The organism is Paenibacillus sp. FSL K6-1330 (genome assembly GCF_037976825.1).
GTDB lineage: Bacteria > Bacillota > Bacilli > Paenibacillales > Paenibacillaceae > Paenibacillus_AQ.
This window is the reverse complement of the sequence record NZ_CP150269.1, coordinates 750,454-767,321: the sequence shown is the minus strand read 5'-3', so window position 1 is coordinate 767,321 and position 16,868 is coordinate 750,454. Positions and strand designations below refer to the sequence as shown.

General features: G+C 52.5%; 14 protein-coding genes. 7 read left to right on the top strand and 7 right to left on the bottom strand.

Annotation, left to right across the window (positions count from 1 at the left end):
* Positions 1-7 precede the first annotated feature (7 nt).
* The 4 genes from NYE54_RS03345 to NYE54_RS03330 all read left to right on the top strand — a co-directional run bounded on the left by NYE54_RS03345 (position 8) and on the right by NYE54_RS03330 (position 3,904).
* A complete protein-coding gene (locus NYE54_RS03345; protein WP_076322282.1) occupies positions 8-592 on the top strand; it encodes a TetR/AcrR family transcriptional regulator in 585 nt (194 codons plus the stop codon).
* 257 nt (positions 593-849) lie between these two features.
* Positions 850-1,797 (top strand): AraC family transcriptional regulator, encoded by a 948-nt coding sequence (locus NYE54_RS03340; RefSeq protein ID WP_339270014.1) that lies wholly within the window; start codon positions 850-852, stop codon positions 1,795-1,797.
* Positions 1,798-1,947: 150 nt separating this feature from the next.
* Positions 1,948-3,030, top strand: coding sequence for a Gfo/Idh/MocA family oxidoreductase (locus tag NYE54_RS03335; protein ID WP_339270012.1), 1,083 nt, complete (start codon positions 1,948-1,950; stop codon positions 3,028-3,030).
* Positions 3,031-3,064: 34 nt separating this feature from the next.
* The gene (locus tag NYE54_RS03330) at positions 3,065-3,904 is read left to right on the top strand and encodes a hypothetical protein (protein ID WP_339270010.1); all 840 of its coding nucleotides are present in this window, start codon (positions 3,065-3,067) and stop codon (positions 3,902-3,904) included.
* Between the two features lie 113 nt (positions 3,905-4,017).
* Here the strand turns inward: NYE54_RS03330 and NYE54_RS03325 are convergent, their stop codons facing one another.
* The 6 genes from NYE54_RS03325 to NYE54_RS03300 all read right to left on the bottom strand — a co-directional run bounded on the left by NYE54_RS03325 (position 4,018) and on the right by NYE54_RS03300 (position 10,179).
* Complete coding sequence (locus NYE54_RS03325) at positions 4,018-4,752, bottom strand: ABC transporter permease (RefSeq protein ID WP_339270008.1); 735 nt, start codon at positions 4,750-4,752, stop codon at positions 4,018-4,020.
* A gap of 1 nt (position 4,753) precedes the next feature.
* On the bottom strand, positions 4,754-5,470 hold the full coding sequence (locus NYE54_RS03320; RefSeq protein ID WP_339270006.1) for an ABC transporter permease: 717 nt from the start codon (positions 5,468-5,470) through the stop codon (positions 4,754-4,756).
* The gene (locus NYE54_RS03315; RefSeq protein ID WP_339273380.1) at positions 5,467-6,381 is read right to left on the bottom strand and encodes an ABC transporter ATP-binding protein; all 915 of its coding nucleotides are present in this window, start codon (positions 6,379-6,381) and stop codon (positions 5,467-5,469) included. The genes NYE54_RS03320 and NYE54_RS03315 overlap by 4 nt, the downstream gene beginning before the upstream one ends.
* A 550-nt stretch (positions 6,382-6,931) precedes the next feature.
* Complete coding sequence (locus tag NYE54_RS03310) at positions 6,932-8,320, bottom strand: HAMP domain-containing sensor histidine kinase (RefSeq protein ID WP_339270004.1); 1,389 nt, start codon at positions 8,318-8,320, stop codon at positions 6,932-6,934.
* Entirely contained in the window at positions 8,317-8,991 is a 675-nt protein-coding gene (locus NYE54_RS03305) for a response regulator transcription factor (RefSeq protein ID WP_339270002.1), read from the bottom strand. Before NYE54_RS03305 ends, NYE54_RS03310 begins: the two co-directional genes overlap by 4 nt.
* Before the next feature lie 243 nt (positions 8,992-9,234).
* Entirely contained in the window at positions 9,235-10,179 is a 945-nt protein-coding gene (locus NYE54_RS03300) for a YafY family protein (RefSeq protein ID WP_339270000.1), read from the bottom strand.
* A 102-nt stretch (positions 10,180-10,281) separates the two neighbouring features.
* On the opposite strand from NYE54_RS03300, the gene NYE54_RS03295 reads away from it, so the two are divergent.
* The gene (locus tag NYE54_RS03295; protein WP_339269998.1) at positions 10,282-12,546 is read left to right on the top strand and encodes an excinuclease ABC subunit UvrA; all 2,265 of its coding nucleotides are present in this window, start codon (positions 10,282-10,284) and stop codon (positions 12,544-12,546) included.
* Between the two features lie 120 nt (positions 12,547-12,666).
* On the opposite strand, the gene NYE54_RS03290 is transcribed toward NYE54_RS03295, so the two are convergent.
* Positions 12,667-14,364, bottom strand: a complete 1,698-nt coding sequence (locus tag NYE54_RS03290; RefSeq protein ID WP_339269997.1) for an alpha-amylase family glycosyl hydrolase — start codon at positions 14,362-14,364, stop codon at positions 12,667-12,669.
* 616 nt (positions 14,365-14,980) lie between these two features.
* Between NYE54_RS03290 and NYE54_RS03285 the strand changes: the two genes are divergently transcribed.
* Both NYE54_RS03285 and pgmB read left to right on the top strand, forming a co-directional pair.
* On the top strand, positions 14,981-16,015 hold the full coding sequence (locus NYE54_RS03285; RefSeq protein WP_076322293.1) for a LacI family DNA-binding transcriptional regulator: 1,035 nt from the start codon (positions 14,981-14,983) through the stop codon (positions 16,013-16,015).
* Between the two features lie 149 nt (positions 16,016-16,164).
* Positions 16,165-16,815 (top strand): beta-phosphoglucomutase, encoded by a 651-nt coding sequence (gene pgmB / locus NYE54_RS03280; RefSeq protein WP_339269995.1) that lies wholly within the window; start codon positions 16,165-16,167, stop codon positions 16,813-16,815.
* Positions 16,816-16,868 lie beyond the last annotated feature (53 nt).

The following is a 16,868-nucleotide window of genomic DNA, read 5'->3' as shown; positions in this document are numbered from 1 at the left end:
AGATTTCATGCCACGCACACCCAGCGAGAACGAGCGCATACGCCAGATAGCAAAAGACAAAATTTTAGAAGCCGCCATGGATTTGTTTATCCATCAGGGCTACCATGCCACTTCCATTAGTGATGTAGCCAAGCAAGCCGGGATATCCAAAGGGCTGCTTTATAACTATTTTTCAGGCAAGGAAGGGCTACTGGCCGCCATGGTTGAGGAGCGAATCGCAGGCGTTGCGGAAGTCATAGAGAATGCCGCTTCACTCCAAGCACCTGCAGAGCAGCTGAAATTTATTCTGGAGCAAGCCATCGACAACGTCTATCAGCAGCCGGAAGTATTCCGGTTTTACTTGCATCTTCAAACCCAACCCGAAGCGGATCAAGAGTTGTTCCCCTACAGCAGGCGTCTTGTGGAAGAGGCTGCACGACAGTTTGAGATTCAATGCCGTATATTCGAAAGCCTCGGAGTTCCCGAGCCGCACAAGCGCTCCTTGTACTTTTCTTCTACTCTGCAGGGGATTATGCTGATGATATCCACGTATCCCCAGCACTTCCCCATTGATGAAGTGAAGGAGCAGATGCTGAAGGAGTTTTGCCCGTAACAAAAAAGAGCCGAGGTTGTGCACCTGTGTTTCAGGACGCCTCGGCTCTTTGCAACACGAAACTTGATCTTCGCACGCGAAAGAGGATTTGATCTTTAGAAATGAGCCTAGCCTAATACAACGTACCGTCCCCTCCCGTCTCTCTCCCTGAACGCCTTGAATTCGATTAACTTTTTCAATTTTTCACTTCCTTCATGTCCTTAATCAGTTATGCTGTTAATAACAGGATCAACACGCGCATGAGGAGGTAATGAATCATGGCTATTCACTGGTTGGCACCGGATATCGCCGAGTGTACCCGAAGAGGAATCGCCTACTTTACATCGGAGCTGGAAATGACGAATGGCCTGCCCTGCAAAGTGTACCGAATTACCGAAAAGTTCGGGAGTTTGTCCGACCATATGCACGATTATCTTCAGATCTGGTATGTCAGCAAAGGTGAATTCATCCATACGCTCTATGGTCAAAAATACCGGATGGTCCAAGGCAACATATTCGTGCTTCCTCCCTATAGCGTCCATCGCGTGGAGATGATACCGGGCAAAGAGCTGGAGGTGCTGGGGTGCGAATTCATGCCGGCCTTCATTAATGAACGACTGAATGAGACGCCGACCGAGACGCAGCTGTTCGACCTTTCCTTCATCAAGTCTTTTGTTACGACCGAGGATAACGTACCGTTCAAAATTACCTTGACCGGCAGCAGCGACCTCGCCGTGAAGGAGCTCCTAACCGAAATGCTGGCCGAATACGGAAGCCGGGGCCCATTCTTTGATATTTTGCTGAAAGCCAATCTGCTGAAGCTGCTGGCGATCGTGAACCGCGAGTATGCCGAGCAAGGGAAGCATACATCGATCACCGCCGGTAGCGACCAGTACCGGGAGCCCATCCTGGAATCAGTCCAGTATATTCATGACCATTACGACCAGCCCCTATGGCTGGAGAATCTGTGTGCCCGGACGATGATGTCCCGGACTAATTTTTGCCGCCGATTCAAGGAGGTTACAGGCCGGACTTTCAGCCAATACTTGGCCAACTACCGGATACGGATGGCCATGCGGCTGCTCACGGAGCCTGAACTCACGGTAACCGACGTGTGCTTCAAGGTCGGATTTAACGAGCTTCCCTACTTCTGCCGCATTTTTAAGAAATATACGGGGACGACTCCCGCATACTATAAAAAGAATGCTTTTAAAACGGTGGACTAACACCCCGGTACGATAATCCAATAAATAAACACGATAGTGAAATCGAAGCGATCGTTCCCATGCTATACTCGGGGCAAGCAATAACGAAGAATCAAGTGTCAGGCTCATGTAATCCCTGCATCATCAATCCACGACTTTGGAGGAGAACCGATGAACAAAATTACAATTGCCGTGATTGGCTGCGGCACGATTGCGAACAGTGCCCATATTCCCGCCTATATGGCCAACGAAGACGCCGAGATCAAATACTTTTGCGATATCGTCAAGGACCGGGCCGAAACCGCCGTCGCCAAATACGAATGCGGTCAAGCCATTGAGGATTACCAACAAATTCTGAATGATCCTGGGGTCGATGCCGTATCCATCTGTACGCCGAATGACGTCCATGCCTCCATCGCCATCGATTGTTTACGCGCAGGCAAGCATGTATTATGCGAAAAGCCGGCCGCCCGCACCTACCCGGAAGCGCTGGAAATGCAGAAGGTTCAACACGAAACGGGCAAGACGCTTAATATCGGGGTGGTCAACCGCTACAATGAAAGCGTAAACAGAATCAGAAAAATGATCCAAAACGGCGATCTTGGCGAGCTGTATCACGTATATGCCAGCTTCCGTTCCCACCGCTCGATCCCGGGACTCGGCGGCGCCTTCACGACCAAGGCCATCGCCGGCGGCGGCGCGCTGATCGATTGGGGCGTTCACTTCCTCGATGTTGTGATGTACTGCACGGGCGATCCGAAACCGAAGACCGTCTCCGGGCAGGCCTACTGCAAGCTGGGCAAAGATATGGAGAATTACACCTTCCTCAACATGTGGGCAGGTCCACCGAAATATGACGGCACATATGACGTCGATGATTTTGTCACGGCTCTCGTCCGCACCGAAGGCCCGACCATTTCCCTGAACGGTGCATGGGCGCAAAATATCGGCGCCGAAGAAATGTTCATCGACTTCCTCGGCGACAAAGGCGGCATCCGGCTGAAGTACGGCTCAGACTTCACCTTCTACACTACGGAGGACGGCGCATTGATCGAAACCACGCCGAAATTTAATCTCGGCAGCATGTTCCAGAATGAAATCGACGGATTCATCCGCTGCATTCAAACCGGGGAGAAGCAGCCTTCGCATATCGATACGGTCATCCTCTCCTCCCAGATCATCCAGGCGATTTACGACTCGTCCGACCAAGGCTCGGAAGTTTCGCTGCAGCCCGTTGCCCAGAACAGCCTTTAACCTATAGTTTGAACGCCAGGGAGGACCTTTTATCATGAAAAAAATCGGATTCATCGACCTGCATCTGGACCAATTCCATGCGAATAAATATCCTGGCTGGATTGAACAGGCTACGGAAAGTGCCATGAAGGTCGTATACGCCTACGGCAAAAGAGACAAAGAGAACGGGCTCACTAACGAAGCCTGGAGCAAGGAGAATGGAATTGAGCTGCTGCCCACGATCGAAGACGTGGTGGAGCGCAGCGATTACCTGATCGTGCTGTCCCCGGATAACCCGGAATTCCATGAGGAGCTGTCCAAGCTTCCGCTGCAATCCGGCAAACCAACCTATATTGATAAAACGTTCGCGTCTGACCGGGACACGGCTATCCGCCTGTTCGATCTGGCGGCACAGCATGGAACGCCGATGTATTCAACGTCGGCCCTTCGTTTTGCGAGCGAATATACGGAGCTGGACCGGAGCGATATCCAAACCATCAGCAGCTGGGGCCCCGGTGGATTCGCCAATTACTCGATCCACCAGATCGAGCCGATCGTTAGCCTGATGGGGGCCAGCCCGAAGCGGGTGATGTACATCGGAACGCCTGACTCCCCCGCACTGCTGATCGATTTTGGGGATGGGCGTCAAGCCACCGTGAATCATCTTGGGGAGAACTGCCCGTTTACCTTAGGGATAAAGAATGACGCCGGGGGGTTCAAGCAGGTCACCGCCAATTCGAATTTCTTCGCCTTGTTCATTGAGAATCTGGTGAACTTCTTCGAATCGGGCAAGCCAGCCGTCAACTCAGCGGAAACTATTGCTGTCATCACGATTATCGAGTATGGATTAAAGGCAGCCGACACGCCATATACGTGGGTAGAATTGCCTCAGTAACGTAACCACGGGTTCGTCACACTTAAGAAAACACAGAAAAAGAGCTGCTCCAGAAGGCCTTAAGGCCCGGGGCAGCTTTTTTTACATGAAAACACGGATTTTCTCGTTCTGGGTTACACTTCTTTCCGCTGAAAATAGATGAAGCCCGCGAGAAAGAACAGAAGAAACCCGCCAACCACGACGGTCATGAGACTCTGAAACGGCAGGTTGAATGCACCGAAATCGGCTTGACCCGCCGGCATCATCGCAAGAAACGGCTGTGTCCACGGATAGTAAGGGGCATATGTCTGCGAGTTGGCTATCAGCATGTTCGGTATGGTAAAGACCACATTCAATGCCAGCGGAGCAGCAAAGCTGCTCCAGGCTGTGGAGACTCCAAGCTGCAGCGCGGCCAGCGGCAAACAGGCAACCCATCCGCCCAGCACGCAGCGCAGCAGCATTTCCCACGGAATTGGAGTTTCCACCTTATGGATCAAACCTGCTCCCAGGACGGCTCCCATGAATAATAACTGCACCACGGCAAGCAGCATGGCTACCACCGAGAATTTCGCAAAATAGACGGCGCCGCGTGAAACCGGCAGGACGAGCAGCTGCTTCCACCCCCCGCCCGTATGCTCATACCGGCACACCATGGCACTAAAAATCCCCGTCAGAATCGGGAGCAGCAGCATCGCATGCAGGATGATCATAATGCTGATTAAATGCTCCCATGGCGCCAGCTCCTCAGGCTTTCCATTTAATATGCCCACCAGCATGACCAGGATCGCACACAGGAAAATCTGCGGCCACAATTTGGATTTTGACAGCTTAAGCCACTCTGCGGACACCGCTCTTATACAGGATGCCATCTTAGTCCACATCCTTTCGGTTAAAATGAATCAGGCCAAGGCATGTTATCACCGCGCCCAGCAGCAAACCTGCTCCGATGACCTTGACTTCCCCCGGCCCCAAATAAGCCAGAAGCGGCCACTTTAGCGGCATCCAATCGGGGAATTGCAGGGCAAACATCGATACAACGGAGGCGGTAACACCTATTCCGACAGCGATCCCCTGGTTCTTGAGCGTCAATGATAGCCACAGCTGAAAGGCCAGCATGGGAAGCGCAGCAATTAATTGCATAAAACCGATGCGCAGCAGATCTAGATACGGCATTTGATCTGCGCCCATCCCCAGTATAATGCCGAGCACGGCGGTACTGATCGACAGAAGAAGACAGGATACGCATAGAATCAGGAAGGCCTGAACGAACTTGGCACTGAATACCGCCGTTCTGGAAATAGGCAATGCGAGCAGCTGTTTCCACGAGCTCAGCTGATGCTCCACGTTGGCCATCAGCGAGCAGACCAGCGTGATCCCAAGAAAGAGGGCAATCGGCACGAAAAACAGTACGTTCTCCAGCAGCCCGCCCCATGGATCGGCCGCGTAGGATTTCATCAGGTAATCATAGCGAAGTCCGAAGTTCAGCCCTTGCATCGCTGCCAGCCCGATGGGACCGAGCGCAGCTAGAAACCAAATGCCTTTGCCCCGGATTTTCAGCCAATCGGCGGAAAGCGCACGGAACATCATACCCGGCTTCCCTCCCCTACGATCTGCATGAAGATATCCTCGAGCGACTTCCGCTGTTCTTCCACTCGGTACACCGCATGCTGATTCTCCACCAGCCGCTTCACGAGCAGCGCGATCTTGGCGTCCTGCATGCTTTCCAGCTCCAGCATCTGGTTCCGCAGAACTCCTTCACAGCCCAGGTCCAGCGCCAATCCGAGCGCTAACTCCGGCTCGGACACCGATAGACGGAAGCCGCTGGACGCCGTGGATACCAGGTTGCTGATCGTATCCTGGAACACCATGCGTCCCTCACGGATGATGCCGACTTTATCGGCCATCTGCTCAACCTCACCCAGCAGGTGACTGGATACCAGCACGGTTATTCCGTATTGGCGCGGCATATTCTTGATCAGCTCCCGGATTTCATGAATCCCGGATGGATCCAGACCGTTGGTCGGCTCGTCCAGAATGAGCAGCTCCGGATTGTTCAGCAAGGCGGCTGCAATGCCAAGCCGCTGCTTCATCCCAAGGGAGTACCCCTTGACCGGACGCTTGGCTTCCTTCGTCAAGGAGACGATCTCCAGCACTTCCGAGATGCGGGACTTCGGCCCGCCGGTAATCCGGCGAATGGCTTCCAGATTCTCTATGGCCGTTAAATGGCCGTAATAGGATGGGTATTCCACGAGCGATCCGGTCCGGCGCAAAATGTCCATTTTTTCGCTTTTCAAATCCTTGCCGAACAAATGAATCGCGCCACGCGTTGGTTGAATAAGTCCGAGCAGCATGCGGATGGTCGTTGTTTTCCCGGCACCGTTCGGTCCGAGGAAGCCATAAATGTCACCGCGGGCGATCTCCAGATTCAAATCCACAACGGCTGCGCGCTTTTTGTATATTTTATATAAGCCTTTCGTTTGAATGACGAGTTCCGTCACGTTCATCACCTCAGGTATAAATCCTACATGTCCAAGGTTAAATGCCGGTCGACCTCAAGTTTAAATTTTCTTTAAAAAAACTATGCGGCTATCGAAGTCTCTTTGAAACGTCTGTTTCATTGGAGAAGTTCTACAGATCATGAAGCTAAGAGTGAGTTCGTGCAGCTAAGGCGCTGCGTGGCCGGATCGTTCTTCCGATCGCTGTTAAAACCGAGAAACTGGAATTTGCCCAGCGGTGGTTTCCCGGTTTTAAAGGCGAACGCTTCGCTTCTCCAGCAACGATTCCGTCCCCTCCGCTGGTGTATCTGCATGAGTGCAAGAGGCAGCCTAGCAGCTGTAGCCTGCCTTGCTTATGAACCCGGTTCACTGACGAGCTCGTGAAACTCGAGCAAAACAATTGTATGAGGACGCCCTACAGGGAAGGTGCCCCGTCTCTGTTATAGACAGCAAAAAAGAGGAACCGTTATAAATGCCGGTTCCTCTTTTTATATATTCGATCTAGACCTCAACCATCCCAGAGATAATGCTTGATAGCCCAGCCCTTGATTCTTCACCGCTTCCAGATGCGGATCCTCGTTCCCTCATCCGAGCTTTCCACTTGGCATCCAAGTCCCATTTCCCTTGTCAGGTGATCCACGATGGCCAGGCCGATGCCTGTTCCTTTGTTGCCGGAGTCGCTTTCGATTCCCGGTCCGTGATCCGAAATGACAAGCACGCCCCTTAGCCCTTCTCTCTCCTCGGTGTGTATTCCGATGTACTTCCCGGATTTGGCATGGCGGACGACATTTTGGAACAGATTATCAAGAAGTCTTCGGAACCACAGCACGTCTACGTTCCAACTCAGCGGTTCGTCACGCACCTGGATATCGGGTTCGATCCCCGCCTTCTCCCATACGGGGTACCAGGCCGCTGCGCTTTCCTTGACGATTCGCAGAACGTCGGTCGGCTCCATGTTCAGCTGCACTCTGCCGCTGGTGAGCAGGTTGTAGGACAACAGGTTGTCGATCAGACCGCCTAAATCCGCAATTTTCGATTCGATGAGGGACAACGATGCCTTCCCCTTCTCGCTCAGCGGCTCCCGCTCCATGGAGAAAATATGGCTTCGAATCACCGTCAAGGGGGTTCTTAGATCATGAGATAGATTGGCAATCAGCGACTTGCGCAGCTCCTCTTCCTCGCGCTGGCGGCGCTGACCTTCCTCTAATTGGATGACCATATCGTTATAGCCCGCCTCCAGCTGCCCAATCTCGTCATGCTTGGTTAAGGTAACCGGCTGCGGAATGCCTGTCACCGTATGAGGTGACGTCATGGCAAAGCGAAGTCGCAGCAGCCGCTTGCGGATACGCACAAAGAACAGCCAGGAGACCAGAATGAACAGGCCGGACATCAAGGCCATGAACAGGCCGTACAGCGCCGTTTCACTGGCAATGGGCTGCTGGACGCTGATATATTTTCTCGGCAGCTGCATGACCATAAAGCCTTCTCCCGATCCCTCTTCCCCGATAAAAGCGACGGATGTGAACGGGTCGCTATCCAGGGAGTTTTTCATAAACTGCACGGTATAGGGCGCGCTCCATACCTCGGGAATGTTAGACTGTACAGGCAGCTGCAGCCTGGTCTCATTGCTGCCGTCCACCCAGAACATGGAGATTTCCGGATACTCCTGCCGTATCGAATTCAGCTTCTGCTCAATAACCTTCGGTGAGGCTCCGCTTAATCCGGCTGCTTCCGCATGCCACATTTTCTCTAACACGGCACCGCTGGTATACTTTCCGACAGGGGCCGGCGGCCGATCCGAGAACGTATCATTCACGAACCAGTAAAAAATCGACGCTAACGGAAACATGATCGGCATGAAGATCATCGCCATTGAGATTAACAGCAGATAACGATTGGTCAACGAATTGCGGAACCTGCCCTGCTTCCTTCTCCATCTCATGCCCTCACCCGATAACCAAGCCCGCGAACCGTCTCAATAATCTCCGGGTTGGCGGGATCCCGTTCCAGCTTCTCGCGCAGATACCGGATATGGACCATGAGCGTCTTGTCCCCCTCGATATAAGACTCTCCCCAAACCGATTCGTAAATTTGCTCCTTGGTCATGACACGCCCCTGGTGCTGGAGCAGGTACATAAAGATTTGATACTGCTTGCCGGTCAGCAGCGTCTCCTCGCCGGTATCTTCGTTCACGATCCGATTCTCGGCTTCATATACGGATAAATGCTTTACTCTCATGGGCTCCGCTGATTTCACGACAGACCGGCGCAGAAGCACCTCCAGACGGGCAGCCAGCTCGTCCGGGTGAAAAGGCTTCGTTAAGTAATCATCGGCAAACTCAAGCCCCTGCAGCTTATCGTCAATAGAGGTGCGGGCCGACAGCATCAGGATAGGCAGTCCAGGATAGGCTTTTTTGAGGCGCTGCCCTATTGTAAAACCGTCAAGCCCCGGGAGCATGACATCCAGAACAACGACCGCACACGGAGCCGCTTCCTCTACGGCCTTTTCTCCAGTTAGCAGCCACCGCACCTCATAGCCCTTATCCCTGAGAAATTCACTGACCCACCCGCCGATCTCCCGGTCGTCCTCGATATATAGAATGCATGCGCTCATGATCCATCTTCCTTTCTCGTGCCAATATTCATATCCCCTGTGAAGGGCTTCCCTAGATCCTTGTAAGGGAAACTGTATCAATTTATGTATATATTGATACATCATTTGTCATTGTATCATGGGATACCAAGCGTGCAGGCATCTGATTCGCTAACCTACCTTGATCCTTGATCAACCTTCTCTGAATCTCACTCCAAACATTTCACGCCACTTGATCTTACTGCCCTTAGGTGACCCTGGCACCTATGTATCCGCCACTCCGTAATGCAGGCTCAGCTTCCTTGCCTTCTCCCTCAGCATATCCACGATCTCCTGAGGTTCAATGACTTTCGCCTCCATACCCAAACGCAGGAAGACCTGAGCGACATATTCAAAATCATTGCGATCTACGATGGTGTCCACAATGCCCCGGTGCTCATCTTGCATGACCACCTCGTTCTCCAGCCACGGAATGCTCTCGCACTGTCTCGCCCCTTCTCTTGTCAGCTCGGCATATAATCGAACCGGCTCCCGAATGGGATAGTCCTCGAGCCATTCTTGCATGCTAAAGTCCACCTCATAGGTGTGATCGGTCAGGGCTAAAGACTCCATCCGGTCCATGCGGAACACACGCACACCCTTCTTCTGGTGCTCCACCGCGGGCATATACCATAAACCATCCTGGGCATAAACGCCGATCGGCAGCACTTCCCGGTCGCTCGTGCCCGATTTGGAACGATAGCTGATCCGTACAGCCCGCTGATGAAGAGCGGCTTCAATGACATCTTTTAGATAAGGGGACCCTGCGGTTCTGCTTGGACTCCAGAACGTCAGCACCGATTCCAGACGGCTGATCATCATTTTGGTATCCTCCGGAAATCCGGCCAGCAGCTTGCGGGAGGCGGAGTCGATATTCAGCTCAAACGGTAACGAGGTATAACGCTTCAAGGCTTGAAAGGCAAAAAATATAGCAAACACTTCATCTTCATCGAATAAGATCGGCGGAAGAACGCGACTTTTCAATGTACGGTATCCCCCGTGCCGACCTTGCTCCGTATATAAGGGAACGCCCATATCGCTGATTTCGGTAAGATATCGGTGCGCCGTGCGAACGGAAACGCCGAATTCATCGGCCACTTCCTGAGCGGTAAAACTCCTTTTGGCATTGGCATACATGATGACATCCATAAGCTGTTTCGCTTTTGACATAATACCCACCTCACAAGCAATAACTAGACAAGAATTGTCATGTTTATAAGATATGCTATTGCTGTGTCCAGGTCAAAACGATACAAGAAAGGAGCCCTCATGATGAGCAACCACATGGAACAGTTCATCAAGGTAAACGGTGCCCGAAACAAAAACCTGCGTAACGTGAGCCTGACCATTCCCAAAAAACAAATCACGGTATTCACCGGCGTGTCCGGTTCCGGCAAATCCGCCATGGTTTTCGATACGATTGCCGCGGAATCCCAGCGTCAGTTGAATGAGACGTATTCCAGTTTTATCCGTCATCGCCTCCCGCATTATGGGCAGCCGGAGGTCGATTCGGTTGAGAACCTGTCGGTGGCCATCGTCGTCAATCAGAAAAGAATCGGCGGCAATGCCCGTTCAACCGTTGGAACCATCACCGATATCCATTCCTTGCTGCGCTTGTTATTCTCCCGGATCGGCCGGCCCTTCGTCGGATATTCGGACGTATTTTCCTTTAACAACCCGCAAGGCATGTGCCCTCATTGCGAGGGACTGGGCAAAGTGAACAGCTTTCGGATCGAGAACTTGATCGATAAGGAGAAATCGCTGAACGAAGGCCCCATCCGGTTCCCGACATTCCGTCCGGGGGAGTTCCGCTGGAAGCGTTATGTCGCCACAGGCCTATTTGATAATGATAAGAAGCTGAAGGATTACACCGAGGAAGAATGGGACACGCTGCTGTACAAAACCGGCTTTAAACCGCCGAACCCGACGGAGGAATGGCCGCCCACCTCGTATTATGAAGGCATTATCCCCCGATTCGAGCGGACATTCCTGAGTAAGGATTCACGGGATGCGAGGACATATAGGGAAGCCATCGATCAAGTGGTGGCCGAGACCGCCTGCCCGTTATGCCACGGCGGAAGACTGAATCAGGAGGTGCTCTCCTGCAAAATCAACGGAACCTCCATCGCCGACTGTGCACGGATGCAGGTCAATGAGTTGATCGCCTTTTTGCACACAATCCAGGATCCGGCGGCAGCAACCATCGTGGAAACCTGCATAACTCGGCTGGAGCAGCTGCTTCTGGTCGGGATCGGCTACCTGACGATGGACCGGGAAACCGCAACCCTGTCCGGCGGCGAGTCCCAGCGCATCAAAATGGTCCGCCAGCTGGGGAGCAGCTTGACGGATTTAACGTATATTTTTGACGAGCCCAGCATCGGCCTGCATCCGCACGATGTGCACAACATGAACCGCCTGCTGCGACAGCTTCGGGATAAGGGAAACACGGTCATCATCGTGGAGCATGATCCCGACGTCATCCGGATTGCGGATCATATTGTAGATATGGGACCCCGAGCCGGCTCCGCTGGCGGTACGATCGTGTATGAGGGGGATCCGGAAGGGTTGCAGCACGCCAACACACTGACAGGTAAATATCTCAGTCAACGCGCCCGGTTAAAGTCCTCGGTCCGGGAGCCGGCCGGATGGCTGCACATTGAGGACGCCTCCCTTCACAATCTGAAGCAGGTGTCTGTGAGCATTCCAGCCGGGGTGCTGACGGTGGTAACAGGCGTTGCCGGGTCAGGCAAAAGCACGCTCATTAACCAGGTGCTGCCAAACGTTTATCCGGAGGCCATCATTATTAATCAGGACATGATTCAGGCATCCAACCGCTCCAATATCGCTACGTTTACCGGCATTTTTGATGCCATTCGCAAGCTGTTCGCCGACGAGAATCAGGTAAGCCCATCCCTGTTCAGCTTTAATGCCAAGGGGGCTTGTCCGGTGTGCAACGGCTCCGGCACGATTACGATGGATCTGGCTTTTATGGACAGCCTGGTTACCGTTTGCGAAGCCTGCCGAGGCCGCCGCTTTCATGATGACGTTCTGCGCTATCAACTTCGCGGTAAAAACATCAATGACGTGCTCGCCATGACCACCGACGAAGCGCTGGATTATTTCACGGAACAAGGAATCGTGGCCGCGCTTCAGCGCATTCAGCATGTTGGACTGGGCTACTTGACGCTCGGTCAGCCCTTAAGCACGCTATCGGGAGGGGAACGGCAGCGGGTGAAGCTGGCGGCCGAGCTTGATAAGAAAGGTGAAATTTATGTACTGGACGAACCCTCGACCGGGCTCCATCTGTCCGATTGCGAGCGGCTAATGTCCATCATCAACCGCCTTGTCCGTCTGAACAGCACGGTCATTGTGATCGAGCATAATCTGGATATCATCAGCCAGGCCGATTGGATTATTGACATGGGACCCGGCGCGGGGCAAGACGGCGGGAATATCCTGTTCTCTGGCAAACCGGACGATCTGCTGAAGAACCCGAATTCCCTAACAGCCAGATATTTACGGCAGTTTCAAGCCTAGACATTTACGCCTTCCAGGCTCATGCGGAGGGCATCCTAACGGTCAAAAAGACCCCGAGCACACCTCCTTCCAAGGGGCTCGGGGTCTTTGGGTGTTCCACTGCAATAGACAAGCTGCGACCTACTCCAATATGACGGTCGTATAAGGCGGCAACGTTAAGCTGCTGCCGTTTATTGTCGCTCTATCATCCGTTGTTTTCGACAAGGATTGGAATGGCGATTCCCCGCTCTTTGCCGCCAAATCGACCGTCTGCTCTTCGCCTGACAGGTTATGGACAACAAGGGCTTTGTTGTCCTGGGTACGGCGGATATAAGCCATCACCTGCCCATTGCCGGAAGCATAGGATTCGATCGTGCCGCTGTTCAGCGCAGGCATATCATTCCGCCAGCGGATCAACGTGCGGTACCGGGATAACAGAGAATCCGGGTCGCCCGTCTGTTGCTCCACGCCCTGTACCTGATCGCCCCGGTTATGCTTAAGCGGCTCCCAGGTCGCCTGACCCTTATCGCTGCCCGTATTGGACCAGATCATCGGCTCGCGGATTTGTTCGTCCGGCTTCGCTCCCTTCATCCCGATCTCTTCTCCGTAATAGATAAATGGATTGCCCGGCATGGTCAACAGAATGCCGGCGGCCATCTTGGCGTGGTTCTCATCGCCCTTCAGCTGCGACATGACACGGTTCATGTCATGATTCGTCAAGAATGCGGCATCCGTAAACTGGCCGCCTGATACCTGGCTGAACAAACCATAAGTCCGCTCCAGGGTGAAGGCCAGGTTGTTATCCGTCTCGTTCATCGCAGCACCGATGATGCTCTCGCCCAGGCTAAAATTGAACCCGGAATCAAACGCTTTATCGAGATACGGGGCAATGACCGCTGCGGAATTATCCCAAATCTCACCTACGATATAAGCGTCCGGGTTCACCTCATTCATGCTGGCGCGGAATTCCTGCCACCAGGCCGTATTCTTGGCCGTGGTTGCCTCGCCCTTATCGGACATCAGATCCTCATAAATATGTTTGGCTGCATCGATCCGGAATCCATCGACACCGAGCTCCAGCCAGAACTTCCCGATATCCTTCATCTCCTCGCGGACCTTGGGATGATCGAAGTTTAGATCGGGCATTCCCCCCCAGAACGTGCCCATGTAATGGGCACCGTTCATCTCATGCCAAGGCGAGCCGCTGCCGGCCGCGCTGGCCCCCGAAGGGGTCTTCCCTCGATCCTCGGCCCAGATGTACCAATCGCGGGTCGCCGAAGCTTTGTCTTTCGCAGCCTGCTTAAACCAGGCATGCTCCGTGCTTGTGTGATTGACTACCAAATCCATAATAATTTTGATCCCGCGCTTATCCGCTTCAGCAAGCAGCGTCTTGAAGTCATCAAGCGTCCCGTACTCCGGATGGATGGAACGATAGTCGGTCACGTCATAGCCGTGATAGCTTGGCGAAGGATTGATCGGCATCAACCAAATCCCCGTCACGCCAAGATCGTCAGTAGTGTCCGGATTTCCGTCATTTAGATAATCCAGCTTCTCAATGACGCCTTGTAAATCACCGATCCCATCCCCATCGGAATCATAGAATGAGCGCACGAAAATTTCATAATAGACGTCGGAGGGCTGCTCATCCACCTCCCCTGTCTCCACTGTTGCAGGCGCTTTCGGATCCGACTCTTTCGTTTCCGGCGCCGCTGGCGGCTTGGCCTCCTCTTGCGGTGGAGCCGCTGTACCGCTACAGCCTGCCAGCAGACTTCCGGTAAGCGTAATGGCGGCAAGCCATATAGGCAGAGCTCTGCGTTTTCCCCATGTAAAACGTATCACATTATTTACCTCCTGTTCGCTGCAGCAGCAGAAGTTCATCCAGTTACTGCATTTATGTATTCAAATGTATCTCTTCATATCTCTACAGCATTCCGAGAAAGCGCAAACGTTTGTATTTAAAGCCACTAGTGTTTTCCAGTAAAACGGTTACATTTCGTGGTACAACTTGAATTCCATCTTGTTCTTCCGATAGGTGGCCCATTTTTATCCATCCATATCATAACTCACTTCTTTGTTTTGTTAAATCGTTTGCACAATGCCGTTTTAAGTTGTTTTCCGGACTTTTCTGGCCATAATACCGGCCTTTCTCCAGTTTTCTAACCCTTGCTTCTTTTTTGATGCATTTGTGAAATAATTGCGCTGGACTGACTTGGATACGTATTTACAAGCCTATCGATTAACGTTAATATAGCAGTGTGAAACCGTTTAACTTACAGGATCAATATGGCTTTAGATCAATAGGTATCATGTATACTCAGGGCCTGACAGACCCACAATTAAATAAAGCAGAACGGTCCGCGATTAGCGGAAGTTACTCTTCTGAAGCAAGAGAGAACTCCAGTAGTCGCTTTCTTATTTTCAAAAAAACGCAAACGGTTCCACTGGAGGTCCTATTATGTCTGTAACGATTAAAGATGTCGCAAAACGAGCGGGCGTATCCCCCTCCACCGTCTCGCGGGTGCTTTCCAATCATCCTAGAATCAGCCGCGAAACCTCGCGTAAGGTGAAAGAGATCATGGAGGAAATGGGCTACCATCCCAATATTATGGCCAAGAGCCTTGTTTCCAAAACGACGGAAAGCATATGTGTCATTCTGCCGAAACCTGCGGAGGAATTGTTCCTCAACTTATTCTTCATGGAACTGATCCGCGGTATCGTCACCCAAGCGAACCGCTCCGGATACGACGTCGTTCTCAGTTCGGGCGGCAACGAGAAGGAAGAGGTCGAAGCCGTATCCCGGCTGCTTAACGGTCGCCGCGTCGACGGCGCCATTTTGCTATACTCCAGGCAGGACGATAAGGTGGTTGATTTTCTCAAGTCCAACAACTATCCGTTCGTGCTTGTCGGCCGGAGCGAGAAATACCCGGATCTGTTATCCGTCGATACCGATAATGTGCAGGCTGCCTATGATGCAACCAAGCATCTAATCTCCCTTGGACATCAACGGATTGGCTTTGTCAGCGGCCCGCCAAACCTGATCGTATCTCAGGACCGGATGAAAGGCTATGGCAAAGCGCTTGCCGATGCGGGTCTGGAGATGAGAAAAGAGTGGATTGTGGAAGGCGAGTTCCTTCAGGAGAGCGGCTATCGCGCCATGTCCTTTTTCATGAACCTGCCTGAACGTCCGACGGCGCTTGTCATTGTTGATGATATTGTATCTTTCGGCGTGCTTCGGGGACTGCACGAGCTGGGGTATAAGGTACCCGAAGATGTATCCATTATCAGTTTCAACAATATCTCTTTGACCGAACTATCGACCCCGCCGCTGAGCAGTGTGGACATCGGGATTTATAACCTGGGTTATACCGCTTCCCAAGCGCTGATCCAGACCATTCGAAACGATGACAACACGATACTGCCGCACCGTTATATCATTCCGCACCGGTTGATGATCCGCGAATCCTCGATGTTTTCGCTGCCGAAATCTTAAGGTCCGGATCGAATCGCGGAAGATACACAATGTGTTTCCAAAATGCGAAAGATACACGAAGTATTTCAAAATAAAGAAGCATCGTGATGCTTCCTTTATTTTTGCAGCTTGGTTCAAACGTTTGCACTAATTCGTTAAGGAGGATGTTCATGTCATCCATATCCGCTTGTTTATTTGATCTTGACGGCGTTCTGGTGGATACCGCCAAGTATCACTACATTGCCTGGAAGCGTCTTGCCGGGGAACTCGGCTTTGAATTCACGGAGCAGGACAATGAACGGCTGAAGGGAGTAAGCCGCATGGCCTCCCTCGATATTCTGCTCGAGGTTGGCGGAGTGAAGCTGGATGAGGCCGCCAAGCTGGCACTGGCCGAGAAGAAGAACGCCTGGTATGTCGAGTATATTTCCAACATGGATGAATCCGAGATTTTACCTGGAGCCCTCGAATTTATCCAAGCGCTGAAGGACCGCGGCATCAAGGTTGCGCTGGGCTCCGCCAGCAAAAACGCCATGCTGATCCTGAACAATACCGGCCTCACGCCTTACTTCGACGCCATTATCGATGGAACGAAGACTGCCCAAGCGAAACCAGATCCAGAGGTATTTACGATGGGCGCTCATGAGCTTGGCGCCCGGCCTGACGCCTGCGTCGTATTCGAGGATGCTGAAGCCGGTATCGAAGCTGCCACGCGCGCGGGAATGCGCAGCGTCGGCATCGGTTCCCCTGAAACCTTAGGGCGGGCCAACATCGTTCTTCCCTCACTGGAAGGATTCACAGTGGATCGTCTACAGGAGTTGTAAGCGAATGCGTACACATGCTTACGGCATCTGGTAGTTTCATCCCATATAGATCT

What these genes read in the sequence shown, in the direction of transcription:
- NYE54_RS03345 (WP_076322282.1), top strand. Translation starts at nt 8, where the DNA reads ATGCCACGCACACCCAGCGAGAACGAGCGCATACGCCAGATAGCAAAA.
- NYE54_RS03340 (WP_339270014.1), top strand. Translation starts at nt 850, where the DNA reads ATGGCTATTCACTGGTTGGCACCGGATATCGCCGAGTGTACCCGAAGA.
- NYE54_RS03335 (WP_339270012.1), top strand. Translation starts at nt 1,948, where the DNA reads ATGAACAAAATTACAATTGCCGTGATTGGCTGCGGCACGATTGCGAAC.
- NYE54_RS03330 (WP_339270010.1), top strand. Translation starts at nt 3,065, where the DNA reads ATGAAAAAAATCGGATTCATCGACCTGCATCTGGACCAATTCCATGCG.
- NYE54_RS03325 (WP_339270008.1), bottom strand. Translation starts at nt 4,752, where the DNA reads ATGGCATCCTGTATAAGAGCGGTGTCCGCAGAGTGGCTTAAGCTGTCA.
- NYE54_RS03320 (WP_339270006.1), bottom strand. Translation starts at nt 5,470, where the DNA reads ATGATGTTCCGTGCGCTTTCCGCCGATTGGCTGAAAATCCGGGGCAAA.
- NYE54_RS03310 (WP_339270004.1), bottom strand. Translation starts at nt 8,320, where the DNA reads ATGAGATGGAGAAGGAAGCAGGGCAGGTTCCGCAATTCGTTGACCAAT.
- NYE54_RS03305 (WP_339270002.1), bottom strand. Translation starts at nt 8,991, where the DNA reads ATGAGCGCATGCATTCTATATATCGAGGACGACCGGGAGATCGGCGGG.
- NYE54_RS03300 (WP_339270000.1), bottom strand. Translation starts at nt 10,179, where the DNA reads ATGTCAAAAGCGAAACAGCTTATGGATGTCATCATGTATGCCAATGCC.
- NYE54_RS03295 (WP_339269998.1), top strand. Translation starts at nt 10,282, where the DNA reads ATGAGCAACCACATGGAACAGTTCATCAAGGTAAACGGTGCCCGAAAC.
- NYE54_RS03285 (WP_076322293.1), top strand. Translation starts at nt 14,981, where the DNA reads ATGTCTGTAACGATTAAAGATGTCGCAAAACGAGCGGGCGTATCCCCC.
- pgmB (WP_339269995.1), top strand. Translation starts at nt 16,165, where the DNA reads ATGTCATCCATATCCGCTTGTTTATTTGATCTTGACGGCGTTCTGGTG.